At 62.2% G+C, this 25845-nt stretch carries 21 protein-coding genes and 2 pseudogenes; 5 read left to right on the top strand and 18 right to left on the bottom strand.

The genetic code is table 11. The features are described from left to right. Positions 1 to 438 precede the first annotated feature (438 nt). The 16 genes and pseudogenes from QSV46_RS38030 to QSV46_RS37955 form a co-directional block, all read right to left on the bottom strand. Positions 439 to 1644, bottom strand: coding sequence for an IS91 family transposase (locus tag QSV46_RS38030; RefSeq protein WP_314963848.1), 1206 nt, complete (start codon positions 1642 to 1644; stop codon positions 439 to 441). Positions 1645 to 1654: 10 nt separating this feature from the next. Then, the gene (locus QSV46_RS38025) at positions 1655 to 2536 is read right to left on the bottom strand and encodes a site-specific integrase (protein ID WP_314963847.1); all 882 of its coding nucleotides are present in this window, start codon (positions 2534 to 2536) and stop codon (positions 1655 to 1657) included. 225 nt (positions 2537 to 2761) lie between these two features. Next, positions 2762 to 4228, bottom strand: a pseudogene (gene tnpC / locus QSV46_RS38020) (IS66 family transposase); the annotation flags it as partial. Positions 4229 to 4300: 72 nt separating this feature from the next. After that, entirely contained in the window at positions 4301 to 4648 is a 348-nt protein-coding gene (gene tnpB / locus QSV46_RS38015; protein WP_007591027.1) for an IS66 family insertion sequence element accessory protein TnpB, read from the bottom strand. Then, positions 4645 to 5037: an IS66-like element accessory protein TnpA gene (tnpA, locus tag QSV46_RS38010; protein WP_314963846.1), complete on the bottom strand. Its 393-nt coding sequence runs from the start codon at positions 5035 to 5037 to the stop codon at positions 4645 to 4647. The genes tnpB and tnpA overlap by 4 nt, the downstream gene beginning before the upstream one ends. Before the next feature lie 27 nt (positions 5038 to 5064). Then, positions 5065 to 5316, bottom strand: coding sequence for a hypothetical protein (locus tag QSV46_RS38005; protein WP_314963845.1), 252 nt, complete (start codon positions 5314 to 5316; stop codon positions 5065 to 5067). A 100-nt stretch (positions 5317 to 5416) separates the two neighbouring features. Continuing rightward, positions 5417 to 6650, bottom strand: a pseudogene (locus QSV46_RS38000) (IS3 family transposase). A gap of 522 nt (positions 6651 to 7172) precedes the next feature. Next, the gene (locus QSV46_RS37995; protein WP_108522885.1) at positions 7173 to 10952 is read right to left on the bottom strand and encodes an AAA family ATPase; all 3780 of its coding nucleotides are present in this window, start codon (positions 10950 to 10952) and stop codon (positions 7173 to 7175) included. Positions 10953 to 10955: 3 nt separating this feature from the next. Continuing rightward, entirely contained in the window at positions 10956 to 12188 is a 1233-nt protein-coding gene (locus tag QSV46_RS37990) for an exonuclease SbcCD subunit D (RefSeq protein ID WP_108522886.1), read from the bottom strand. 121 nt (positions 12189 to 12309) lie between these two features. After that, positions 12310 to 16257, bottom strand: a complete 3948-nt coding sequence (locus QSV46_RS37985) for an AAA family ATPase (protein ID WP_314963844.1) — start codon at positions 16255 to 16257, stop codon at positions 12310 to 12312. A 285-nt stretch (positions 16258 to 16542) separates the two neighbouring features. Then, on the bottom strand, positions 16543 to 16764 hold the full coding sequence (locus QSV46_RS37980; RefSeq protein ID WP_108522887.1) for a hypothetical protein: 222 nt from the start codon (positions 16762 to 16764) through the stop codon (positions 16543 to 16545). A gap of 266 nt (positions 16765 to 17030) precedes the next feature. Next, a complete protein-coding gene (locus QSV46_RS37975) occupies positions 17031 to 18083 on the bottom strand; it encodes a nucleotidyl transferase AbiEii/AbiGii toxin family protein (protein ID WP_314963843.1) in 1053 nt (350 codons plus the stop codon). Continuing rightward, positions 18076 to 18666 carry a DUF6088 family protein gene (locus QSV46_RS37970; protein WP_108522888.1) on the bottom strand — a complete coding sequence of 197 codons (591 nt, stop codon included), beginning with the start codon at positions 18664 to 18666 and terminating at the stop codon, positions 18076 to 18078. The genes QSV46_RS37975 and QSV46_RS37970 overlap by 8 nt, the downstream gene beginning before the upstream one ends. Positions 18667 to 18813: 147 nt before the next feature. Continuing rightward, positions 18814 to 19278 carry a hypothetical protein gene (locus QSV46_RS37965; protein ID WP_314963842.1) on the bottom strand — a complete coding sequence of 155 codons (465 nt, stop codon included), beginning with the start codon at positions 19276 to 19278 and terminating at the stop codon, positions 18814 to 18816. A gap of 98 nt (positions 19279 to 19376) precedes the next feature. Beyond that, positions 19377 to 20078 carry an SMC-Scp complex subunit ScpB gene (locus tag QSV46_RS37960; RefSeq protein ID WP_108522889.1) on the bottom strand — a complete coding sequence of 234 codons (702 nt, stop codon included), beginning with the start codon at positions 20076 to 20078 and terminating at the stop codon, positions 19377 to 19379. Position 20079: 1 nt separating this feature from the next. Continuing rightward, on the bottom strand, positions 20080 to 21024 hold the full coding sequence (locus QSV46_RS37955) for a DUF1403 family protein (RefSeq protein WP_314963841.1): 945 nt from the start codon (positions 21022 to 21024) through the stop codon (positions 20080 to 20082). A 301-nt stretch (positions 21025 to 21325) separates the two neighbouring features. Between QSV46_RS37955 and QSV46_RS37950 the strand changes: the two genes are divergently transcribed. The 5 genes from QSV46_RS37950 (at position 21326) to QSV46_RS37930 (ending at position 23868) form a co-directional block, all read left to right on the top strand. Continuing rightward, entirely contained in the window at positions 21326 to 21580 is a 255-nt protein-coding gene (locus QSV46_RS37950; protein WP_108522891.1) for a type II toxin-antitoxin system Phd/YefM family antitoxin, read from the top strand. Then, positions 21580 to 21987, top strand: coding sequence for a type II toxin-antitoxin system VapC family toxin (locus tag QSV46_RS37945; protein WP_314963840.1), 408 nt, complete (start codon positions 21580 to 21582; stop codon positions 21985 to 21987). The genes QSV46_RS37950 and QSV46_RS37945 overlap by 1 nt, the downstream gene beginning before the upstream one ends. Before the next feature lie 164 nt (positions 21988 to 22151). Beyond that, the gene (locus QSV46_RS37940; RefSeq protein WP_314963839.1) at positions 22152 to 22406 is read left to right on the top strand and encodes a type II toxin-antitoxin system VapB family antitoxin; all 255 of its coding nucleotides are present in this window, start codon (positions 22152 to 22154) and stop codon (positions 22404 to 22406) included. After that, positions 22406 to 22792 (top strand): type II toxin-antitoxin system VapC family toxin, encoded by a 387-nt coding sequence (locus QSV46_RS37935; protein WP_314963838.1) that lies wholly within the window; start codon positions 22406 to 22408, stop codon positions 22790 to 22792. The genes QSV46_RS37940 and QSV46_RS37935 overlap by 1 nt, the downstream gene beginning before the upstream one ends. Positions 22793 to 22794: 2 nt before the next feature. Continuing rightward, positions 22795 to 23868 carry a site-specific integrase gene (locus QSV46_RS37930; protein ID WP_108522895.1) on the top strand — a complete coding sequence of 358 codons (1074 nt, stop codon included), beginning with the start codon at positions 22795 to 22797 and terminating at the stop codon, positions 23866 to 23868. Positions 23869 to 23946: 78 nt separating this feature from the next. Here the strand turns inward: QSV46_RS37930 and QSV46_RS37925 are convergent, their stop codons facing one another. Together QSV46_RS37925 and repC are read right to left on the bottom strand one after the other, a co-directional pair. Continuing rightward, on the bottom strand, positions 23947 to 24195 hold the full coding sequence (locus QSV46_RS37925) for a plasmid stabilization protein (protein ID WP_108522896.1): 249 nt from the start codon (positions 24193 to 24195) through the stop codon (positions 23947 to 23949). Between the two features lie 12 nt (positions 24196 to 24207). Then, the gene (gene repC / locus QSV46_RS37920) at positions 24208 to 25539 is read right to left on the bottom strand and encodes a plasmid replication protein RepC (protein WP_314963837.1); all 1332 of its coding nucleotides are present in this window, start codon (positions 25537 to 25539) and stop codon (positions 24208 to 24210) included. Positions 25540 to 25845 lie beyond the last annotated feature (306 nt).

Raw genomic sequence — 25845 nt, 5'->3', positions numbered from 1 at the left:
GCACGCGATCGACGATGCCAGCGTGACAACGACGTGCCATACCGGACCCGTTCGGCATAGTTCGGCGGGCGGCATAATAGAGAGCGTTTTTAGATTGGCGGCGCGTGGTTCGGTACCCAACACGAGCACTCGCGAGGGGCGCCGGTAATCTAAAAACGTGTTGGACGAAGCCGCGGGCACGCCGCTGCAGCTATGGGTGTTGAATCACTGCGCCGTTATTTGTGGACGTCGTGATCTGGACTGGAGACAAGTCCAAAGCGGACATTATCACGAAAGTACTGGGTGGAAGCGACATCTGGGAAGCGAAGTAGCCGAAAAATGCGAAGCGCCGGAGGTTTGACGTCGCACGAACGACAACAGGGCATCTATCGGCTGCCACGGCGGCCGGAAGAATTGCGAAATGGAAGGTGGCGGTTCTTGGTTGATCGAGGTCTCGCATCAAGAAGTGTCCGGTGAACGAGCGGCACTGAACGAACCTGGCTGCAATACCTCGACGCACACCATGTGGCCTTGATGACAGGATGGACATTGACGCAAGGAAGCAGCATTGCAGTGCTCGGCCTTCTCGGGGCAATCGGATGGCTCTTCTGGCTCCGAATGAGCATCGGCGGATATCATTCCGAGCAGTTCACGGCAGCGAGCGAGCTTTTGCTTGCGGTAGCGGTTACCCAGAAAACCATAGTAGCGAATACGTTTGAAGCCTTCGGGCAGGACATGGATGAGGAAACGCCGAATGAACTCCCCGGCGTCCAGCGTCATTACTTTCTGCTGGCTTCCGTGGCGGTAATCTTTCCATCGAAAGCGTACTTTGCCGTCTTCGATATCGATGACACGGCTGTTGCTGATCGCTACCCGATGCGTATAGCGGCCGACATAGTGCACAACCTGTTCGGCGCTGCCAAATGGCGGCTTGGCGTAGATAACCCAATTGATTCTGCGGACATCGTTCAGATAACGCTGAAACGCAGCCGGATCACGCAACGGTTCCAGCGACGAGAAGAATTGTAGCTCGCCGGTATCGAACGACTTTTGCAAGGCGCTGAGAAATAGGCGCCGGAACAGACGGGAAAGCACGGCCACGGGAAGAAAGAAGTCGGGCCGGCACGCGATCCAGCGGCTGCCATCCGGGGACAGTCCTCCTCCAGGAACGACGCAATGGAGGTGGGGATGGTGAAGTAGGTTCTGGCCCCAAGTATGAAGGACAGAAAAGAACCCGATCTCGGCACCGAGGTGCTTGGGGTCGGCAGCGATAGTCCGCAAAGTCTCTGCAGCTGTGCGGAACAAAATATCGTACACGGTGCCGGCATTCTGGAATGCGATCGCTGCGATTTGGTCGGGTATGGTGAAAACAACGTGAAAATACTGCGTATCGAGAAGCTCCGCTTGTCGGGCCTCGATCCATTCTGCCCGCGCGAGCGATTGGCACTTGGGGCAGTTGCGCGAGCGGCAGCTATTGTAGGAGATCCGCCGCTCTCCGCAGTGATCGCACTGCTCGACATGGCCACCGAGCGCGGCCGTTCGGCAGCGCTCGATCGCCGTCATTGCTGCACGTCGTTCGGTCGATAGAGACCTCCAGTGCTGCTCACGCCAGGCAGCACCATAGCGGCGGAAGATATCCGCCACTTCCGGACCTGAGCGTCCCATGGGGCCGCCGTCAGAAATGTTCAGGCGGCGGCGGTGGTGGTGCCTTGGGGATTGGGCGCGGCAGCAGCTCCAGCGGGCTGGTCGCCGCGCAGACTTTGTTCGTGGCTATCCGGAGATATTGCGCGGTTGTGGACAGGCTGCGATGGCCAAGCAAGAGCTGGATGGTGCGAAGATCGGTGCCGGCCTCGAGTAGATGGACGGCGAAGGCATGCCGCAGCGAATGCGGCGTCACGGGCTTGGCAAGGCCCGTTAACCGATGCGCCTTGCTGCAGGCGTCCTGCACCGCGTTGGTCGATATCGGTTCGTTGGGGATACCGTCGGGAAACATCCACGTCCTCGGCCGGACGGCGCGCCAATAGTCGGTCAGTGTCTCCAGCAACCGTGCCGAGAGCATGACGTAACGGTCCTTCTTCCCCTTGCCTTGATCTACGCGTAGCACCATCCGCTGTCGGTCGATGGCTCCCGGCTTTAGGCGTACCGCTTCGGAAATGCGCAGACCGGCGGCGTAGCATGTTGTCAGGATCACTTGATGCTTGAGGCTCTCCACGCAGCCGAGGAAGTGCAGCACCTCTTCGGGGCTGAGGATGACGGCGAGTGTCTTGGGCGCCTTTGGACACGGAATGATGAGGTCGAAATCCCATTCGAAGCCGAGCGTGACACGGTACAAGAAACGGAGCGCTGAGACGGTCACGTGGATCGACTTCGGCGCCAACTTCTTCTCGTTCGTCAGATAGACTTGGTAGGCGCGGACATCTTCCGGCCCAAGCAAAGCCGGCGACTTCGCAAAATGGCGGGCGAACTGCGAAACCTGCAGCAGATAGGAATCCTGCGTATGCGGTGACAGGTTGCGGATCTGCATGTCGTTTATCATGCGTAACCGAAGCGGGGTCATTGAAGGCTCCTTGGCAAAAAAAACGAAAACTGCCCGAGGGCAGCAACGCCATCTTGCTCGAAGCCAAGCCTATGAACGCTGCAAATTGCGTCTCACCATGGCACGCCAAAGCAGTTACAGTTGCTTCAGCCGCATTCCTTCATCCGACGATGGGCCACTCTTGCCGAGTGTTCTGCCGCGGAGCGGCTTCGTCCAATCTGCGCTATGCCGAGCGCGGCATAGACAGGTGACGATGAGGCTATACATGGCGGCGGCACGACGCCCTCCGCGGTCGGACCCGCAGAATAACCAAGACTTTCTGCCCAATGCGATGCCGCGCAGCGCTCTTTCGGCGGCGTTGTTCGAGAGACAGACGCGGCCATCGTCGAGGAAGCGTGTGAAGGAGCCCCAGCGCTTGAACATGTAGTTCATGGCCTTGGCCAGATCGTGACCGCGGGAGAGCTTGGCGCACTGCTCACGCATATAGGCTTCCAGATCGGCAACCAACGGAGCGCTCTGCGCCTGGCGGACAGCCTCTCGGTGGTCGGCGCCTTGGCCATTGATCGTGCGCTCGATTGCGAAGAGGGCGTCGATGCGACGCACGATCTCGATCGCAATCGGCGAGAGGGCGATCTCCTTCTTGCCAGCAGCCTTACGTCGCGCGTTTTCCTCAAGATCCGCCATGGCGAAGAACGGGCGCCGGGCATGCACCCAACAGGCCGCCTCCCTGATAGGCCCAGGACTTCGCGGGGGCTCGTAGAGTTTGGTGTATCCGCCGAAGGCGTCGGCCTGCAGGATACCGCTATAGTTGGCCAGATGCGCCTGCGGATGCTCGCCCCTTCGATCGCGCGAGTAATAGAACATTGCCGCCGGCGGATCTGAGCCGCCGAAGGGGCGGTCGTCCTTTACATAGACCCAGCATCGAGCGACATCGCACTTGCCCAAGGCCAGCACGGGCACGGTGGTGTCGTCGCCGTGGAGGCGTTCGGATGCCATGACGTGGGCTTCCAACAGACGCAACAGCGGCTCCAATACCGTGCAGCACGCTCCGACGGCGTCGGCTGCGGTCGACAGACTGATCGGCACGCCTTCCAACGCGTAACGCTCGGTTTGCCGGTTCAGAGGCTGATGCTGGCCGAACTTCTCATAGAGCAGCATGGCCAGCAGGCTCGGCCCCGCCCACCCTCGCGGGATCACATGGAATGGCGCCGGTGCCTGGCTGATCTTCTCGCAGTCGCGGCAAGAGAACTTCTCGCGCACCGTCTCGATTACCTTCCACTGACGCGGCACCGATTCCAGCGTTCGGGTCACATCTTCGCCGAGCTTGCGCAAGCGATTGCCGCCGCAGCATTCGCACGCCGTCGGCGGATCGATCACCACCCGCTCGCGCGGAAGGTGGTCTGGGAACGTGTTGCGCTCAGCGCGCTTGCGCGTAAATCCGTCAACCGTAGTCGTTTTGGCGACTGCCTGCTCCGCCGCCAATTCGTCTTCCGTCGCGTTAGCTTCCAATTCTTCGAAGGTAAGCGCCAGCTGGTCGATCAACCGCGCCGAGCGCTCCGATTTCTGGCCGTAAACCTGGCGCTCGAGCTTCGCTATCCGCAAGGTCTGCTGCACAATCAGCGCGGCGTCCTCCGACGCCTTTGCCCGCGCTACCGCCAGCTCCGCTTTCAGCGCGGCGTTTTCTTCGGCAAGAGCGGCGCGATCAGCATCCATGAGACGAAGTGAATCATAGTTTTAGTGATTTGCGGCACCCCAAAATACGCGGGTTTCCACATTTTTCTTCGCTCATCCCGCCCTTGTCGGCCGCCACGTCAGTTGTGGATTGCGCCAATCGATCCCTTCGAGCATGTACGCCATCTGCGCCGCCGAGATCGACACCGCGTCACCTGACGCCGAAGGCCAGATGAACTTTCCGCGATCCAAGCGTTTCGCATAGAGCGACAGCCCGATCCCGTCATGCCAGAGGATCTTTGCCAAATCGCCACGCCGGCCTCGGAAGATATAGAGATCTCCGGCGTGGGGATCCCGCTTCAGGCTCTCCTGAACCTGCAAAGCCAGACCCTGCATGCCGCGACGCATGTCGGTGTGGCCGGTTGCGATCCAGACTCTGACGCCACCCGGTATCGGGATCATCGCCGGCTCAGAACATCAAGGACCCGCCCCAACGCGTCAGCATCGACGTTCTCGTCAACGCTGACACGCTTGCCGCCACCGAGTTCGATCTCGATCAGGCCCCGGCGCCTCCGGGGCGAAATCACCGCTGGGGCTTCAATCGACGGAACGCTTTCGGTCGCACCCGGGGTGAGCTGAACAGGGACAAGCTTCGGTCCCGCCGAAACGACACTCGCCAGGCGCGCCCGCCGCCGCCGCCACGTGAACACCAAACTCGTCGAAATGCCGTGCCGCCGCGCGATCTCCGTCACAACCGCGCCGGGCGCCAGCGTCTCTTCGATGATCCGCATCTTATCGTCGCGAGACCAGCGACGACGACGCTCAACCCCGCCCAGGACCTCTACCCGCATCTACCGACCTTAAGGCTAGCCTTAAAGCTAGATCCTCGTCGGATACCTGCAACTCAACAAGGCGGCCCACCCCGGAGGAATACGGCGAGTCGAGCCTCGTTTGGTGATGATCAGGCTTGTGACGTCGTCGAGTTCCTCGACGCAGTCGACGATTGAACTATATTCCTTTGGAAATCCAAGGCCGGCTTCGATATTCTTGATGAAGCCCATGGGAAGCTGGAAGAGCGCGTCGTGTATGGCCTGTTCATCTCCGGGCGGCTCAACGCCAAAACCCTCCAAAACGATCTCTTCGATCTGTCCGTACTTTGAAGTGGACCCCGTCCGTGGGACCATGGAGCGCCGAAGTTAAGGTGTGATCGCGCCTGCCTTGTCGTTCAAATCAAGCAGCTTCCTGCTGCGGCGTTTGCGTCTGCTGTGGGTATGTGGGCAACGCGTTTGCGTTGTCCAAGCGAAGCGGCATATCCACAGTCCTCGCCACCTCGGTCCTGTCCGTGCCGGCACGCCATGCCGCCATGGGAAACTGGTTGTTCATCGCCTGGTGTGGACGGCGATGATTATAAAAGTTCATCCATGATCCGATGCCGTCTCGCGCTTCGCGCCCGTCGGCATAGGCTTTCAGGTGCACTTCCTCGTACTTGATCGAGCGCCACAGCCGTTCGATAAAGATGTTGTCCATGAAACGCCCGCGTCCGTCCATCGAAATCGCGATGCCTGCAGCCTCGAGCCGGCCGGTGAAGGCCAAGCTGGTAAACTGCGCGCCCTGATCGGTGTTGAATATTTTAGGCCGTCCGTGCCGCGCCAGCGCTTCGTCGAGCGCCGCGATGCAAAAGCCTGTATCCATCGTGTTCGACAGGCGCCACGCCAACACTGCCCGGGTAGCCCAGTCAATAATCGCGACCAGATACAAGAATCCCTGCGCCATCGGAATGTAGGTAATGTCGCTGGCCCAGACATGATTGGGCTCGGTGATGCTGACGCCACGCAGCAGATAGGGATAGATCTTGTGGCCGGGAGCGGCCTTGCTGGTGCCGGGGCGCGGGACCAGCGCCTCGATCCCATCACGCGCATCAGCCTTTGCACGCGCTTGCGGTTGATGCCGCGGCCGGCCTGATTGAGTTCGAACACCATTCGCCGCGAGCCGTAGAACGGCCATTTCAGATGCAGTTCGTCGATCCGCCGCATCAAGGTCAGGTCGTCGATGCTGGTCACTGGCACGGGCCGGTAGACACCAGAACGCGCCAGATTCAGCAGCTCACATTGCCGGCGAACCGACAAATTCTCGCCAGGCCGCCCGACCATCGCCCTGCGCTCGGGGAGACTCATCGCCCGGGCCTCTTGGCCAAGAAATCCCTTTCAACCGTCAACTGACCAATCTTGGTATAGAGCTTCGCCGTCTCGCGCTCATGCTCCTCCACGCCATCGCCCGAAGCACTCGCGCCACGCGCGAACAGGCTCGCCAAATTGTCGAGGACCTGCTTCTTCCAGCCATAGATCTGATTCGGGTGAACGCCGTGCCGCTTTGCCAGCTCCGGTACCGTCGCAACCTCGCGCAGTGCCTCCAGAGCAATCTTGGCCTTGAATGCGGCATCGAACTTCTTGCGAGAGTTGGTCATATCCGTACTCCGTCGGTTGAGACAGAGCAGGACGCTTCACACCTTAAGATCTGGTCCTATTTCCGGGGTCCACTTCACTTTTCTTCAAAGTATCGCTCGGACGGGTACGTGATAATAGGTCGAATGATAATTGTTGACTTGGTGGCATCGAACCAAATGACCTCTTTGATAGGCAACGGGTTCGGGTCCGGCTGATCTGGCTTGAGCGATTGATAAATGCCGGGATCGGCCTCACACTGGACCGCGATGCATCCTGGATGAATCTCTCTTAAACTCAGCTTCACGACGTACCCCACTTATCCGCCGCATGTGCCGGATAGCCCCGATCGCATAATCTCAGCCCGCCCGTCGAGCGATGGCAAGAATAGCCCGAATCAGTGCGACGGCTGCCAATATTGCACAACGAGGCTATGGTGATTGACGAATTGAGATCCACGGTCGGCATCCTGCTTATCATGGCAGTCGGATAGCGCACTGTGATCAGTGCTTCCGCGATGCCGCCACTCGTGACCGCGCCGCCGTCTATTGCACGGCCTCGACAGCAAGCCACACCGTTCCCATTCCGGTAGAAACCCGAATCTCAGAGCGCCCCGCGCCGCACTTTTCAACGCGAACCTGCACGGCGATCCGCTCGATCATGGCGGCGACATGAGTGATGACGCCAACTTTTCGTCCTCGCCCCTGCAAGGTTTCCAATGCATCCACTGCCAACTCGAGCGTGTCGGCGTCCAGCGATCCGAAGCCTTCGTCGATGAACAGCGTATCGACAAAGGACGATCGGCCTTCGAGGCCTGATAGTGCTAACGCAAGCGCCAACGAGACTAGAAATCGCTCGCCGCCGGAAAGACTCCGCGTCCCGCGAATCTCATCGTCCATGTCGCAGTCGATGATATATAGTGCGAGATCTGACACCTTTCCCCGCGCGAGCCTGTAACGGGGGCTCAGTGCATTGAGATGATCATTCGCGAGTTGCACCATGTGATCGAGTGTGATGCCCTGTACGAAGCGACGAAAGCGATCGCCATTGGCTGAGCCGATGGCGTCATCGACCGCCTGCCAAATGGCAAGTTCCGCCTGGGCCGTCTCTATCTCCGCAGATAGGCTTGCAGCTATGCGACGCGCGTCATCGTCGCGCGCGAGCGATGCGCAAAGTGTGCCGGTTCGTTGATGCAGATCGCCGATTTCCGTTGTAAGGGTTGCAACGGCGGCAGTCGATGCCTCCGCGTCAGTTGTCTCATCGAACCCTTCCAGCGATCTCTCGAGGTCTTCCCGACGCATCAGGACGGCGGCGTCCGCATCGTTTACGGTTCGGTCGATCTCTTGAATTCGTCTCCGTAGCGCTCTGCACACAGCTGGGTCGGTGGCAATCAGCGTGAACACCTGACCCGGCGACCGGGCGATATCCTGACAGGCCGTATTGAAGGCCCCTTCGGTTGACGCGCGGCGATTCTTCGCGGCCTCCAATCCCGCGGCAGCCTCCTCACAGCGAGCGCTGGCCGACTGGAACGCGCCGGCAGCATTGGATTTCGCCTCGCGCGCCTTGGCGAGGGTTTCGCGGGCCGTTCGACCAGCTTCGTTGATCCGGGTCCGGTGACTGGCAGTCGCCTCACCGCCAAGAAGTTCAGCTCGGGCGGTCGCCTTCTCTTGCGCGAACCGTCGACGTTGATTGAGTTGGGCCGCGCTCTGCGTCATTTGTGACCGTGCGTGCTCAAGCGAGACGGCCGCCGCCGCGCGGTCCGGCGCCAACCGTTGTAGCGTAATTTCGAGCTCGCCAGCCCGCTCACGCAGTGCCCCGTACTCTTGCGCAACCGCTGAAAGTCTGTCGGCGCAGCCCACCGGGTCGGCGTCAAGCAGCTCGATGGTTAGATCGGCTGCAACGAGGAATGGCGATATCTCGCGATCGATGGTAGCGAGGTTCTCTGCGAGCGCCGCTTCCCGGATTGCGGATTCCGTGGCTTTCAGTTGTCCAGCATGAAGTTCAGAACGTCGTTGGTCGACGCTTCGAATTGTCGACTCGATGGACCGAACGAGTGCGTCATGCTCTCTCTGCAAACTGTCGCTCTCGGCCCGAAGGCGCTGGGCGTCTGCGAGTGGAGCAGCAATCGTGATCCGTTCCGTCTTCGCGGCCGAGGTGAGCGCCGCCAATTCGCACGCGGCTTGACTGTCGAGCGCGCGAGGCACACTCCCCTCCATTCTCGCCTTGGAGCAGAGGTCGCTCACCATTGGCCTTAGTTCGATATAAGCGCTCTCGGCTGGCGAAACCTGGCCGCGCGCGATATCAATCACGCGGTTCGCCTCTGCCCGGCGCCCTTCCGTAGCGGCAAGTGCGCGTGTCGCGGTGCTAAGACGCTGGCCTATTGCAGCCAGCGCCGTATCCAGCTCTTCGCGACGACGACGAACGGTTGCAACCATCTCGTTCAACGCGCTGGGGTGCGCGAGATGGGGATGGCCTGTGCTGCCGCATACCGGGCACGCAACATTCGGGGTTAGCAGGCTGCGCAGATGGATGGCTTCAGAGGAGACAGCCTCGTCGGCCAGTTCCGCGAGCGGCACGATTTCGACGCGCGCGGTCCGACTGCGGAGCTGCTCGGATTCGGCGTTAGCGATTTGGCTGCCTGCTGCGCTCACCTCCTGCGCCGCAATGGCGAGCTCCGATTCCCCGCGCGCTAGATCTCCAGACGCACGATTATGCTGTTCACAGATGGTGCTCGCCTGGCGCAGAGCCTCAAGCGCTCCCTGGAGATCTGTGTCACGTTGATGGAGCGTCGGCTCGTCGATTGCGGCAAGGCTATTGCGACACTGAGCAATGTCGCGACTGAGGCCCTCTTTCCGCTCACGATCTGCCGCGAGCATCTCCGACAGCTCGCCTATCTCACCTTCCAAACGTGCGATTATTGCCGCAGATTCATTCGCCCGGAACATGCTGCGACTCTGTTTGAGAGAGGCACGCTTCTCCAGCAGAACCGTCGCGTCACCGAGGCGATCAGCAAGGATAGCGCGGGCTGATTGCTCCCTCAATTGGACCATTGTTATGCCCAGCGAATCTGTGCATTGGCCAATAGCCTGATCAAGCGCTGCCAGCGCGTCTACGTTGGATCGCAGCGTCGTTTCCGCCTGCTGGGACTTCGCTGCCGCATCAGTAAACTCGATCCTGGCCGCGGCCAGTTCGGCGTCGAGCTTCTCGGCTTCGCTCCAGAGGGGACCAAAGCGCTTGAAGAGGTCTTCTGCGGCCTCGTCGGCCGTTGCAGCATCGGAGAGTTGACCTGCCGCGGCGTCGTCGCGCGTTCGCGCTTCTTCGCGGGCGATGAGCAAATCGTCGAGGCGTGATTCAGCCTCCGTCGCCGTTCGCCGCGCATTGTCCATTTCAACCGAAAGCGGGCGAAGCGGCTCGACGAGATCAAATTCGGCAAGCGACTGATATTCATTGGCGGCCGTCTCACGCGCTGAACGTGCCGTTCCGGCTCGATCCACTGCTTGAGCAAGATCGCTTCTGGCGGCAACGACGCGCTTGAAATGATCGAGCCGTCCGTCGTGTTGATCACGCTCCGCGGCTTTCTGGGCAATAGCCGACGCAAGCCGACTTTGCTCGTCCAGCAATCCTTGCTTGGCAGCATCATCGAGAAGGCCAATGTCACCACGACGCTGCTCCAGCTGCTCGACGGCCCTTCGTCGAGCCTCCGTGCCCTCACGGACGCGGATCGAGATCGCCGCGTAGATTTCGGTGCCTGTGATTTTCTCAAGCAATTCTGCGCGCTCGCTCTCAGCGGCGAGTAGGAAGGCATCGAATTCGCCCTGAGCGAGGAGTACCGTTCGTCGGAACTGATCGAACGTAAGCTCGGTCCTCGCTTCTACCGCCTCGCGAACCTGAGTCTTGCCCGTCGCCACGGCGCTGCCGTCGTCAAGGCGATACAGCGCGCGCTGCTCATTCTGAAGCCGGCCATTTGCCCGCCCGCGCGCGCGGTTGGCTTCCCAGCGGGCACGGTATCGCTCACCGTCCTGCCCGACGAAATCTACCTCGGCATACCCGCCGCCGGCACCTCGGCGCAGGATCGCGCGGCCGTCATGAATCGAGATCGGCTCTCCACTAGGGTCGGGAGCATTCTCGCGCCGGCCGACAGAGACGCGGGGGTATTCGCCGTAGAGCGCGAGGCACAGTGCATCGAGAATGGTCGACTTTCCGGCGCCAGTCTCGCCCGTGATGGCGAAGAGGCCGGAACCCGCGAGCGGTTCTGCTGCAAGATCGATTTCGAAAGGTGCCGCAAGACTGGCCAGATTTTCCCCGCGGATCGCCAGGATGCGCATGGGTCAAGCCTCCGCCCGTGCACGGTGGAAGACATCCAGATGGGCAACACCCGGTGCCGCGCCAAACTCACGCTCGAACGCGAGTTTAAACATGTCCTCTGGATCTCGTTCCGCCAACCGAATCAGAGGATCCGTCAGGACCGTCTCGTTCAGCGTACCGGGTATCGTGGCGACACGAGTATCGACAACGCGTACAGGAAAGTTCTCGGTGATGCGGTCGATCTCCTCTCTGAATCCAGAAGGCAGCCCGTTACGAGCAAGTCTGATCTGGACGAACGGCCGCTCGTTGATCGGCAGATCTGGCTGGAGATCCAATGCCGTCAGGTGATCGCCAAGTTCAGTCAAACGCATATCACCGGACTCTGGCAGCCGCAGGAAAGGAACCGGCCGATCGATTGGGATATGCTCTGACGTGACCTGCGCACCGTCGACGCTCACAAGCGTCACTCCATGAGCGTAAGGCTGCTCCGTTGCCGACAAGGGGATTAATGATCCCGAATAGCGAACGCTATCGCGACCTATGGCCTGGGCTTTATGCAGATGACCAAGCGCGACGTAGCTTGCTTCTGTCGGGAACACATCATGCGGCACGGCATGTTGACCGCCGACCAAGATCCGGCGCTCGGCGCCCTCCGACTCGATGCCACCCGCGACGTGGAGATGTCCCGTAAGGACAAACGGCAAACCATCCATCTGCCGCCGTAACGTGCCGAGCAATTCCGCGTAAAGACTGCGTACTCCGGCGATGACGGGTGAGCCAGAGTCGCCATCCAGCCGCGTCAAATTCGGAAGGCAGGCGGCAGTTGGGTAGGAGACCGCCAGGACGTGTGCGGCCATTGCACCGCTGGCGTCGAAAATCGGCACGAGGTGTTGCGCCGCCTCGATCCGCCTATCGCGCCGCCGCACATTTCCAACGACGCGAATATTAAAGGCTTCTAGCAAAGGCCGAGGCGCTTCCAACCTTCCGGCGGCGTCATGATTGCCGGCAACGATCACTACGGTCATTCGTGGTTGCGCGCGGCTCAGCCGCACGAGCGCGTTGTAAAGGAGTTGCTGCGCCTCTCCTGACGGATTCTGACTGTCGAACACATCGCCGGCGACTACGAGCGCGTCGACATTCCGCTCGACGACGATCTCTTCGAGGCGCTCAAAGACCTTGCGGTGCTCATGCTCTCGAGAGAATCCTCGCAATGTTTGACCGACGTGCCAGTCGGCCGTGTGCAAGATGCGGATCATTCTTCCTCCGGCTCGTCCCAGCCTGCGTCCGCCCAACGAACGAGCAGTGCGCTCATGAGGAACCCATCAAGGACCACAGGCTGAGGACATTCTGACTGATCGTCACACGAAGACCGGATGTTTAGAAGATCGTGCCATGTACCTTCCACACATCATCGACGACCGAGATGCCGGGGATCGCGCCGCCCGCACCGGGAAATTGCACATATTCCCCCTCTCCAGCTTGGCCCACATTTTCCAGGTAGTAGACGGAAGCATTGCCGGGCATCTGTTTGCCGAGACGCTTCAGGTAGGCGAAGTGGTCCGACGAATGAACGTCCGGCCGTGCCACGACGGCCAGGATCCGCCCCGCCAACTGGGATAGGTCGGGCGCTCGTCCAAGCAGCACATGGCCCTTGTCCGGCGCCACCGGAAAGGCGCTATCGCCAGCGACGACCGCCGCCGCGACCACCTGGGAGAGGATAGCCGAACCGGTTGCGGGAATCGCCTCGTCATGAGATTTGGCCGGCACCGTCTCGTCAAACAAGACACCGACGATCTTGCTCAACGTGGCGCTGCTGCGCTGAACGAAGTGCGTCGGCGGTACGCGCGAACTCGCCGATGGCACGCTCTCCAAGACAATCCGCGACAAATCGGCCTTATCGATGCCGATGCGGCGTGCGTAGGTTTTCCCCGGCGTTTGCACGATAGCGAGGTCTCCGTTGCGAACCTCGGCGGTCAGCGAGACGATCAGGGTCTGTCCGGGAAAGGCCGCCAATCCCAAGGTCGGCGCGCGCAGCGTGAAGAGCGAGATGTCGCCTAGCGACCCAAGCTCGAATTGGTCCTTTGCATCTTCGATGCTGGTGAGGGGAGCGCCGACCTCATGGGCGGCAAGCCGCCCGAGGACCGATATCGGCTTGGCCTGCAAGGGAACGACGTTCGGTTCGGCCGGAGCCTTCGTGGCCTCCGCCAGGGCTTGTTCCGACGGCAATCGGCCCATGAACCTGGCATAGGCGAGCCAACAGGCGTCGATCGCGGCGAAGACATCCTCATAATCTTGGCGGACGATATCCGCATCGACGGGCGTGAGCCGATCGGCCTTGCCGTGGTGTGCCTTGTTGATCGCGTCCCGGAATGGCGCACCGGCCTTCAGGGCAGGCAGCTCGATCAGCTTGCGGAACGGCTCTTCGTTGAACGGCCGCTCTCCTCTGTTTCGCGCGTTGGCGATCTTGCCGAGGAGATCATTCAGCGTCGGGTCTTTCAGGACCGCGGGATCGGACGCCAGCAGATCCCAAAGCTTAATCTCGATGCGTACGCGGACGGGATGAACGAATGCCCGCGCGAGCGTGACATCATTCGGATCGGTCTTTTGCCAGTGTTCGCCGCGCAACCTTGCTTCATCGGCGACTGGCGCCAGACTGACGGTGCATTTCGACGTCGAGATCGCCGAAAACTCCCACACTTCGGTGCGCCGGCCGGGCATGGTGGTATTGTGCGCGGAGACGAACGCCTCGATGGTGGGGATGAAGCCAAAGTCGTTGCTGACGATCAGCGGGCTCATGTCCGCCGCGATCAGATGCGGAACCGTCGCTGCCAGATTGGCGACGTTGCCCGGATCGAGCAGATCCTGCGGATCATCCATCAGGATCGTCGAAATCCCTCCGGATCTCGTCCAGACCTGCTGCCATAGCGCAAGGACAAACGCCGACAAGTAAGCCCGCAAAGCCGAAGCGTTCATGACATGATGCGCCTCGACCAGATGCTTGCCTTGTGCCGCCAGGAACGTAAAGCCGTCGCTCTTGGCCGGGTCCAACCCCGCGTAGGCAGGTGCTTGCAGGAACTGCGCCTTGTACATGCGCTGCGACCAGGCCGTTGCCTGCGAGTCGAGAGCTAGGATCAGACCGGCGACCTGATCGTGAACAAGGGCTGGAAACCGCGTGAACGGCTCAACTGCGTTCGCCGCACGATCAAGCTTTTCGATCCGCTCACACGCGGCCTTCCACTTCTCGCAGGTCAGCTTGAACTGGCCCAATTGGCGACGCACACCGGCGAATGCCGTCGCCGCCTCGAGGTAGGTGTTAAGAACGCTCAGTTGCCCGGCAACCGCGCGCTGATTGGCTGGGACATCGGTTTCCGCCGCAGAGCGCAATACGCTGGCCACGGCGGACCTCGCGAATTCCGTGTTCGCGGCGCGATACCTGGCGAGACGAATCGCACGCCGCACCTTCTGGATCGCGCCTCGCAGGCCTTCGGCGTCGGGAATCTGTTGCGGGATGGCCGTGCTCGGCAACGGCGCGCGGACGGGTGCGTTCGCCCATGCCATGCGGCACAGTTCGGCGACGCCGGGTGCCATCTTGCGAAGGACCGGCGGAAAATCCGGTTGCTCGAAGACCTCCTTGGACAACGCTGCCTTATAGACCGTCGCAAGGTCATCCGGCACATCGTCAGATGCAAAGGGCTGCAAACTCGCCGGCAACTGTCCGCGCAGCCCACGCATGGCGTCGCGCTCCCATTCGGCGCCGGTCTTCAACAGTGCTGAATCCGCTTTGCGGGCCTCCCCTAGCGCGTCGGCCACGGCCTGATCCAGCAACGCGTCCCGAGGAATCGCCCCGGGTTGCGTGAGATCGCGATCGCAAACCGGACATGTCGAGAAAGGCTGCCCCGGATGAGCAGCCTCATGCCATCTGGCAACTAGGCCATAGAGGCGCAGCCGATCCGAACGACTGGCATCCGACAGGCGATTGACCAGGCTCTTGGCCTCGGCCTCGATGCCTTCGAGGACCTTTTCGGCAGATTCCAAGTCCGTCTCATGCAGCTCGCCGAGGTTCGCGGCGAGTTGCATGGACGGCAGTCCCCTCAAAGCGGCGCCGCTGAAACAGTTTTGAGCGGCCGTCAGCGCGTCTCTGAACCGCTTAATCTCGATATCCGACGTCAGGGGCGGCAGGGCGCCCAGAATCAACGTCGCTTCCTCGGCCGCCTGGTCCTCGACCGCCTTGAGGCGCTTCTCGGCGTCCGTGAGGCCAGCCACCCATCCATCGCGATCGCCGTTGGCGGGAACGACGACGCAATCGAGGTTCGGCAGATCCTTCCCGCTCTTCAGAAGGTCGTCGAGGGTTTGCTTCTGGGCGCCCGCCGTCGTTTCGCAAGCTTCCTTCTCTTGCTTGGCCAGCTTCGGATACTTCTCGGTCAGCCGATCGTGGAGACGCCCGCTCCGCGCGCCAAAATGCGCCAACGGCCGCAGGCCGGTCAATGTCGACACGGCCTGGGACAGCGTGGTCTTGTCATCGAAGCGGGTCGCGGCGGCGATGCCGGGCATCAGGATGCCGACCTGAAGCGCCAGCTCGGATAGCCCCAATTTTTCTAGACCGATCACGCCGGTCTTGAATCCCTTCTTACCCTCCCGCTGGAGGTGGCGCTCAACCACGACCTCCCTCCCATCGATCAACGATCGAAACGACAGCCGAACCCATGTGTCGACCTTCGGCACGCCATCGACCGCTACCAGCTCCTGCTCGGTGGGAATTGGCACAATCACTGGGATGTCAAATCCGCTCTTTTCCGCCTCGGTGCTGGCGACTTGCACCGAAATGCACTCATGCAACGGTGCCGGCAGCCCCTGCGACCGGTATCCATACCCGGTCAGGCACCAGCAAACGGCGCTGACCAGCGAGGTCTTGCCCGCCCCATTGAACCCCCGAAACAGTGTGGCCGGTGCCGCGAGCTCAAGCTCGAACGGCTTGGGGTCTGAACCTCCCTCGGCGCAATGACGATGCAGCCCCCGGAATCGATGCGCCTCGATCTTGGTGAGTTGCCATTTCTGCAATTCCGGCGGCGCCTTAGCCGGTGCGGGCAAGGCTTTAGGTACATTGTCAAGCGCGGCGAGGACGCGATCCACCTCCCCATCCTGAATTGCAGTGTCTTTATCCGGATTCCAGTACGCTCGACGGTCTTGATTGTAGAACGCGAGAACAGCGCGGCTATCACTCAACGGCAGGGAAAATGTCTCTCCGCTAGCAACGTGCAGAATCTCTCCCGCGATGAGGTGAGATACGACCTCATCGAGGGTCATGTCTGCAATATTATGTTCCATCTCCACTCCTAAAAATATTCTTTGATCACAACTGGCGCCACTTTCATATCAGCGGCGGAAACGAAGAAGCGGGGGCCCAGCCCACCTTCAGTGCCTGATTCGTCGGTGGGCTACCTTCTCCGGCGCGGCGCTGATCGCGATAGGGTAACCCTTGGCTTCGAGGAGAAGCGACCTGTACTTGGCCTGAAAATCGACTCCGCATTCCTTGAGGTGCGTGTCCGCCTTGCAGACATTCGTCCCGCTTCCGGCCCTCCTAATACTCATCCGAAGTCAAACTGCGATAACTTACCTTAATCTAAACGTGTCGGAGTTTCGCGACTGTTCCTGACCTTTGGTCCAAGAGGATAGCCCGGCGACGCTGACCAAAATGACCACGCCAGACGCCATGTAGAGGGTTGCCTCGGAGGCTCCTGGCATAATTGTCGGTACGAGGTATATCGCAAAGCCGAGGCCGCCTGTAAGTAAGGTCGTGAACGCCTGCACGCGAATATCGCTGTCGAGCGTCATGAGAAGAGCTCCAGATGTCCCTTGTGCCTGGTTTGCGAATTTGCCGGTGTCTGGTCAAGTGTGGCTCGGCGGATCACGGCACTGTTCGGCGAATACCCGTTCTCAAGGAGAACACCGAGCAGCCTCCTATGGTCGTGAAGGCGAACCACCTCATATTCCCGCTTTACTTCGGCTCTTAGCGGATCTTTTGTGCGGCACGACGCAGGTTTACTGCAGGCTTCGGCCAAGATGCGCAGCTCCCGCGGAAACACCGCAGCCGGACGTGATTACTGCGAAGCCGGCGAAGCGTTGATGGTGTCCTGTAGTTTCTGGATGCGAGCCATGATCTCGTCGAACGATAGCGGTTTCTCATCGAACATCATCGGCGCCATATCGCGATAATCAGCGCGCAGATCCTTAAGCCGCGTCTCCAACGGCACAAGCTGCAACGTGCCTGGCCGCGCGGTGTCGTAGCTCGCCCAGGCGGAGCGGAAAAACACCGCCTTGTGGTTGGCGACCTGCTCGAGCAGCGCGAAGTCGGCGGCGGCCGCGTTTCCGTCTTCAGTGTCGAGCAGCATCGCGATGTCGTAATAGTGTCGGGAGAAATATTGCGGCGTCGGGGCGTCCTTCGGACGGTGCGCCTCGGCGTGCAGCGCCGTGGCCTTTTCCCAGAAGGTGCGCCGCACCAACAGCACAGTCACGGTGCAATCCGCTTCCTCGAAGAAGTCGGGAAACTCATTCGCTGCATACGGGCGGATGTTCTTCTCTTCGGTCGGCCACGGATCGCCGCGCGCGCCGAATTCCAGCTTCACCCTCGGCGTGATGTAGGCCATGCCTTCATACGCCTCCTTGGGCAGCGCGGTCGGGTAGTGGAAGTTCACGCTCTGCGGATCGCTCGGATCGATCTCCAAGGACCATTCGCCGTTTGTCGGCTCGCCGAGCTGCTTGGCGATCGCCGCGCGCAAGGCGGGCAGCAGCTTCTCGGCAATGTGCTTTTCGACGTCACCGACCAGATCCTCGATCAGCTTGCCCGCCTGCTTTTTGCTGATCCCATCCCTTCCCGGATCGCGGTCGCCGGTGTAGCCAAGATCGGCGCGGTCGAACGACAGGTCGATGTCTTCGGAAAAGCGGCGGATCGCGCCGAAGGCCTTGGACAAGGAGGTCCCACCCTTGAAGACCAGGGTGGGCGCGTCTTCTTTCTGCAGCTCGAAGAGGCGTTTCAAGGTCCAGCAGACCCAGAAGTCCTTCTCGATGATGGTGTTGGCGACGCCACGCGCCGCGCCCGTCTCACCGAACAGAGCCGCGCGCTCGGCGCCGTCGAGACGGGCGACCTTATCCATCGGCCCCACCGGAGATGGTGGCGATGGAGACGAGTGTCGGTCGCATCCATGCCGGCGCCCGGACGGCGCCCTTCGCGAGCGTCTTCTTGTCGCTCGCCGACAGCCGGCGCCCGGCGACGCGTACGACATCGGTCGCCCGTACGGGGCCGAGATGCCGCAGAGCCTGAACGACGGTGCCGGCGAAGCTGCCCGGAGCGATCAGGTGTTTTGGCGAGGCGTGACGCAGATCAACGACCCGCTTGCCAAGCACTACACGGCGGGAGGGACCATCGGTCAGGTAGTTGTTCTTGGCCGGAACCTGGGTGGACAGGCCGAGCGCGTTCGCGGCGCGGGCACCGGCGATCTGCACCTGCGAGCCGGTCTCCCGGGCGAGCGCCTGCGCGACGTCATCGGGCGCCGGCGAGAGCGGGCCGAGCTTCGGATGAAGCTTGGGGAAGTCGTAGAGGCCGCGCGCCAGACGTCGCAACTTGCCACCCCTGACCAGCCGGGACAGCGCCTGGTCAACGGCCGCGCGGCCGGCCACGTCCAGGAAATCGCTGGGCGTGAAGACGCCGCCGCGCCCGCCGGCGTGGGCGCGCTTCATGATCCGGTCCGGAACTGATGCGACAGGGGTTTTCATGTGTCAGAAAATAATATATCTTTTTCTGACATGTGCAAGGCCTCGTTCGGGCTCTTCCCCTCGGGCCTCGCAGACAGTAAAGGTGCGGGCCAGAGCCCCGGCCGGCGTTCGTTAAGGGTCGCCCACCTCGGCCCAATAAAGACGATCCTGCTCGGCCTTGAGCGCATCGAGCGTCACGGGGACAGGGCTGAGATCAACGTTGTACATCGGCAGCGGCGCTTTCCGCAAGCGCGCGATGTCCTCGCTCCACCACTCGGCAAGCTGGGCGTATATCAACCGCTCCAGGTGACCGTAGAAGCGCCCGATCAGCATGCTGAGCTTGCCGGCTACGCGTTTCTCAGGGCAGCGCACCACATCCAAGAGGATGAGAATTTTCGCCGCCTCCTCCTTGGCGAAACCCTCGAGCACTTCGGCTTCCCGCGGCATCGCGTTCAGTTCAAGTGACGCCGACCAAAACCCTTTCGCGCTGGCATGGATGATCGGCAGCCCCTCGGCGATGAAGGCGAGCCGATCGGTCGCCGACATCTGACAAATTCGGCTAGCCTGTCTCTGCCCTATCTGCAATTTCTTCGCCATCGTCGTGGTCCTCGACCCTCCAGCTGCATGTACACATCGGGCCCGGTAGAGCGGGAGCTTCTCCCTCGAGCGTCAAACGGGGGCCGTCTGATTGGCCGTCAGCCGGCCAGCGGTTCGTCGCGCTCGAAAGGCTCATCATCACCATCGACGGCGGTCGCGTCGGTTTCCAAGCCGGCGGGAAAGCCGTCCGCCAACAGTATGTCTTTGCTGAGCAGCCCGGCGTCCTCGAGCAGGTCGATGTCAGGCAGATCGCGCAAGGATTCGAAGCCGAAGTGCGACAGGAAGGTTTTCGTGGTCACATTGGTATACGGCGCGCCAGGGGTTGGGCTGCGCGGCCCGGCCGCGATGAAGCCGAGCGCGCGAAGGTGACCGATCACATCCCGACTGATCTCCCTGCCGAACGCCCGGCCGAGCTCGCCGCGGGTGATCGGCTGGAAATAGGCGATGCACATCAGGACGAGCGCCTCGGACTGCGACAGCGGTTTTGGCGCGGTGGCGCCGAGCCCGGTGGCGGCGCGGATCGCATCGGCAAAACCCGTTCTGGTGCGATGTTGAAAGCCGCCAGCAACCGACACCAGGTCGTAAGGCCGGCCGCGCAGCTCGTCGCGAATCGCGTCGATGAGCAGATCGAGGTTGCAGTCGCGCCCGACCACCTTGGCAAGCACCTCGCGCGGCACCGGCTCGGGTGAGGCAAAAATTACCGCTTCGACCCGGCCCATCCACTCGCGCCAGCGCAGCTCCGGCGGCAGGTCGGCCAGCTCGGTGTCGAGATTCTCTTTCGGTCGCGCGCGCCGCCCCATCTCAGAGCCCGTACAATCGAAAGGTCGGCCGGCCGGTGAGCTCGCGCACCGCCCCGAGCGACACCAGCCGTTCGAACAGCCGTCGGGTGCTGCGGTCGCTCGCCATCTTGCCGGCGCCGGTGGACTGGGCGTCTTCCACCATCAGGATCCCCACCATCATCTCGGCATCCCTGCCGCGCAGCTTCGGCGCGACCGCCAGCAGGCGTGTCGCCCGCCGTGCGAGATCGTTGTAGAGGTCGATCGCGGCCACGGCGGCCGTCGTGTAGGCCGCACAGAGTGCGCTCATGAAGACGGTCTCGCCCTCGAGGTGCTGTGGTGCTTTGCGCAGCGCGCCGCGCGACAGATGGGCCGCGAGCAGCGGCACCGGCGCCGGCCAGCGCAGCTGGTGGGCGAGGACCGCATCCGCCAGCCACAGCGGCACAGCCTCCTCCTTCGGCAACATACGTCTGCTCGCGGCGATGATCTCAGCGGCGGCCAGAACCGGCATAACGTGCTGCTGCCTCGTATGTCGGCTGGCAAGTCCGACGATCTGGTCCGGCAGCGAGTTGAGGGGATGGCCGAGTGCGGGCGCCAGGGCAAAATTCCACTGCTCCACATCACTGGAGGCGCGTTCGCAGAGCTTGCGCCAGGCGGCGAGAATACGCCCGCCGGGACCCGGATCGTCGTCCTCGCGGCGCAAGTACCAGTGGTCGCGCAGCGCAGCTTCCTCTTCCGTCCGCCCGCCCTGGCGCGCGAGAGTAGCGGCACAGGTGAGCGCGAGACGTTGGCGCCACAGACTGCCGAGCGGGTGCTCGTCGCGTGCGATCGGATGCAGCGCTGCGAGCGCCGCGCCGGCATTAAACACCGCTTCCGTGACGATGTCGGGCGGTGCGCGGCGACGCAGCCAGGCCGGCGCCGGGGCGAAGGTCGGCGGAGGTTCGGGGACGATTCGGCAACGCGCGGGCATGCGAAAGGGTATGCCAGCGCGGCGCTTTGTGCCACTATAATCGCCTCAAACCGCCGCACCTGTCGGTGCATAATAACGACCGATAATGTTGCGTTATCGGTCGTTCTGTTCTTAATATAGGAAATGCCCGAAATCGCCGCCCGGACCTTCGAAAATCTCGCTCCGGAAAGCCTCCGTGCCGCCCGAAAACCCGCTTTCCGGCGTCGATCTTTCCGCGCCCGAAACGCCGGCGCCCAGCCTTGACCTCAACGACAACGGCCCTTAGAAGATAGCTAGACTGTCTAGCTAGGAGCGTGCAAACATGGAATGGCCGCTACAGGACGCCAAAAACCAGTTTTCCAAGGTGGTGCAGAAGGCCCGCCTCGAAGGCCCCCAGGTCGTGACCCTGCGGGGGATGCGGGCCGCCGTGGTGCTGTCGGCCGCCGATTACGATGCGCTCCGCTCCAGCCGGCCGACCCTGGTCGACGACCTGCTGGCCGGACCCGGTTGGGATGACGACCTGGCCGAGGGCGTGACGCAGCGCGCCAAGATCCCCAGCCGCGACGCAGCCTTCTGATGTATCTCGTCGACACCAATGTCGTTTCCGAGGCCCGGCGCGGCTCGGCGCAGGCCACCGGCTGGCTGCGCTCGGTCGAGCCGGCCAGCGTTCACCTGAGCACCCTCACCCTCGGCGAGATCATGCGCGGCATTGCGCTCAAGCAGAAATCGGACTCGAAGGCGGCCGCCCATCTGGCCGAATGGTTGCGCAAGCTGCGCCACGACCACGCCGACCGCATCCTGGCGGTGACCGATCAGATCTCCGTCGAGTGGGGTCGCATCGCCGCGATCCGGCCGCGCGGCGACATCGATGGGCTGATCGCCGCCACCGCGATCGTCCACGACCTCATCCTGGTCACCCGCAATGTGGGGGATTTTGAGGATACGGGCGCCACGGTGATCAATCCTTGGGAGGCGTCGGTCTGAGCAGCACAGATTCTACCGACGCATCCCTCCCTCCCCTCGGTCGCAGGCTGGCCCCGCCGGAGCTGCCCAGAACCTGGTCAGGGGCTCAAGAACCAAGCGCCAGCATTGCGCGGCTGGCGCTCTGTAGGTAGAATATGGAAAAATAGGAACCAAGGAACTCAGCAATGGCGCTAAGCATCAAGGATCCCGAGACGGAAAAGCTCGCCCGCGCGCTGGCCGAGCGTACTGGTGAGACCATCACTGTTGCGACCCGCCGCGCGATCGAGGAGCGGCTGAAGCGAACGGCATCGCAGGCGCGTAAGGCCGCCCTTCTGGAGGATATGGAGGCGATGCAGCGTCGACTGAATGCGCTTCCGATTCTCGATCACCGCAGCCCGGACGACATCATCGGCTACGACGAAAGTGGCATACCAAACTGATGGTGCTCGATACGTCCGCGATTGTCGCGATCTTCTTTAATGAGCCGGACGCTCCACGCTTTCGCGAGCAGGTCGCCGAAGATCCGGTCCGTCTGATTTCGGCGGCAACTGTTGTTGAGGCTGCAATGGTCATTGAGGCTCGTTTGGGTGAGGCGGGAGGAGCAGAACTTGATCTCTGGCTGCATAAGGCGGACATCGAGATCGTTCCCGTGACCGCGGACCATGCCGACCAGGCCCGCCGCGCCTGGCGTCGGTACGGAAAAGGCCGCCACCCGGCCGGACTGAATTTCGGCGACTGCTTTTCCTATGCCATGGCCGCCCTCAGTGGTGAACCTCTCCTGTTCAAGGGCAACGACTTTTCGCAGACCGACATCAAGGCTGCCTGACGATGAACAATCGCTCTCCCGGCCGCGACAGCCTTCTCGTCGCTTCGGAGGCCGTGCGACAGCCGGGCGAAGCCCCCTCCCCTGCTCTACCCGCCCACCTCGAGCAGCTCGCCGATCGCGCCCGCGGCTATGCCGACGCCGCGAGTTCAGCCAACACGCGACGGGCTTACGCATCCGATTGGAAGCACTTCTCCGGCTGGTGCCGGCGCCAGGGCCTCGAGGTTTTTCCGTCCTCCCCGCAGACAGTGGGGCTCTACATCACCGCCTGCGCCTTGGGCACGGCGACCGCCGATCGCCAGCCAAATTCGGTTGCCACGATCGAGCGGCGGCTCTCGGCGCTGACCTGGAACTATACCCAGCGCGGCTCGCCGGTCGACCGTAGCGACCGCCACATCGCGACCGTGCTTGCCGGCATCCGCAACACCCACGCCGCACCTCCCCGGCAGAAGGAAGCCGTCTTGCCCGAAGACGTCATCGCCATGCTGGAGACGCTCGATCGCGGCACCCTGCGGGGGCTGCGCGACCGCGCCATGCTGTTGCTGGGCTTCGCCGGCGGCCTCAGGCGCTCGGAAATCGTTGGCCTCGACGTTCATCGCGACGACACCGAGGACGGCGGCGGCTGGGTCGAGATCCTCGACAAGGGAATGATCGTCACCCTGCGCGGCAAAACCGGCTGGCGCGAGGTTGAGATCGGACGCGGCTCGTCCGACGCCACCTGCCCGGTCGTGGCCTTGCAGACCTGGCTGAAGCTGGCCCGGATCGGCCACGGGCCGCTGTTCCGCCGGGTCCGCGGTCAAGGCAAGGACGTCGGGCCGGATCGCCTGACCGATCAGCAGGTCGCGCGCCTGGTCAAGCGCGCGGCACTCGCCGCCGGCGTCCGCGGCGATCTCCCCGAAGGCGAGCGGGAGGAGAAATTCGCTGGGCATTCGTTGCGTGCGGGCCTCGCCTCCTCGGCCGAGGTCGACGAGCGCTATGTCCAAAAGCAGCTCGGACACGCCAGCGCAGAGCAAACCCGACGCTACCAGCGACGGCGCGACCGCTTCCGGGTCAATCTGACCAAGGCGGCAGGTCTTTGATCTTCGAAGGCCGCGCCCGCAAGCGGAGCGGCCACCCGTCGTTTCTCCGGCCAAGACGTCCAGGCGTATTCGAAAGCGTCAGAGATTTAGCCCCGTATGGCGCCGCCATTGTTCGCGGATGACGGCATCGAGATCAACATCCGAATCGCCGTATGTTTTGAGGCGGCCGTAAAAGACCGCTGGCGATTCTCGGCTGATCATACGCTCCGCGTAGACTTCCGGAGCGCGCTCGAGAATGTCTTCGCTTGGACGATTTTCCAGGCGTGCGAGGCGGCGGGCAAGGTATCGCGCCTTCGCGCTTAGGGCGGAGAGCCAGGGTTGGATCATGTTGCATCTCCGTCACTTCGGCCGCTTGGCAAGAAGCGCCCGCAATTGTTCGCTCGGTTGCAACCCGCCGCCATGAGCCGGCTTTTGCGACTCATCCCTACCAGGCCCACCCCCGCCCTGCACCGCCGACGGGCTCGATGCGTCGAGTTTGGCACGCAACAACGCCATGATCATCGGCCAAACTGAGAATTTCCCGTCCCTGGCCCGATCGGTCAGGCTGCGCAGATAGCCCCCGGCACTGCTGATCTGATCCGATTTCTGGTGGATCGCAGCCAGCGTGATCGCGGCCTGCTGATCACCCAGCGCCTCCTGCGCCTCCCGCCACGCGCTCGGACTGATGCCCAGCAGCGGCCGAGCAAGTTCCGCGGCCGCAATCAAATCCCGCCAGTGCCGGATTTCACCGCCTTTCACCAGCCAGCGCATGTTCGGGCAGGCGTCCAGCACGATTCCCAGAGGCAACTCGCGTTTCGGCAAGCTCCGCAGGTTGTCGGTAGCCGCGACGTTGCCGCCCGCTTCATCCTTCTTCGGCGGGTCTTCTTCAGATTCAGATAAGGGTTCTGGGTTTGAATTCTGTATGTGGCGTCCGAAATGGGACTCATTGGCGTCCGGATTCTGTGTTTTTGTGAAAGTTTCCAGCAGCTCACGGATCTCTTGCCAGAGCTTCTCCAAATCACTGCCAATGCCTTCCAGGACCTGCCGCGGCGCGGTTCGGGGAATCCGCCCTACGATCTCCTGGTAGGCCTGCTGAAACCGCCTCCAGTCCGCCGGGACGCCCTCATCGATCCCCGCTTCGATCATCTTCACGATATCCCGGCGCAGGATGGTGAGCCGCTCTTTGGCGACCCGGAAGGCCTTCTTCTCGGCGTACACAGCCCCGGCGAGGGATTTGTATTCCTCAGCCCTCGCCACGATCGGCGCCAGGTCGAAGCCGTAGGCCTGCTCGATCTCCCCGCCTCGCCCTTTCCGGGCAAAGCGCTTCCCGTTCGGGCTGTCCCTGCGGATGATCAGGCCGCAATCGACAAGGACCGCCAGATGCCGGCGCAAGGTCGTCGGCGGCATCCCGTTGGCACGCGCCATCAACTGCTCGTTGGACGGCCAGACAATCAACTCACTTTCTGCTTCGAGCGCAGTCTCGGGATGGAACGACAAGAGCGCGTGCAGGATCGCGAGCGCACGATCGGTGGCGCCGAGAACTTGGCGCGCCTCCTTGATGTGCTGGAAGACATGCCACTTGTGAACGATGGCCGTCTCCGGCTTCCCGTTCTTCGCGGCCATCTGGCTTGAGATCATGGCAAGCGTCATCGGCCGCCGCCCAAAGGGCGTCGTTGCTATTGGTTGCGTCATGGTTGTGCCCTTCAGCTTTTAGGCAAAGCGAAAGCGCTCACCAAAACGGTGTCCAAATGCCTCGACGAGGCTCTTGACTGTGATTCGCGGAAGTGGGATTCTCGTTGTCGCCAAACGAACGAGGAAGGCTTCCGGGACACTGTTTCGGGGGCCTTTCTTTTTACCGCATGCTACCTCTGTGTTTGTTGCGCTATCGTCTGGCTTTGGCCGAGGCCTCCGCCCTTCCCGTGGTGGGGGGGGGGGGGGGGGGGGGGGGGGGGGGGGGGGGGGGGGGGGGGGGGGGGGGGGGGGGGGGGGGGGGGGGGG

Source organism: Bradyrhizobium cosmicum, from assembly GCF_032290525.1.
Lineage (GTDB): Bacteria > Pseudomonadota > Alphaproteobacteria > Rhizobiales > Xanthobacteraceae > Bradyrhizobium > Bradyrhizobium cosmicum_A.
Note: the sequence above shows the minus strand (reverse complement) of the source record. Positions and strands in the feature narration are given on the sequence as shown.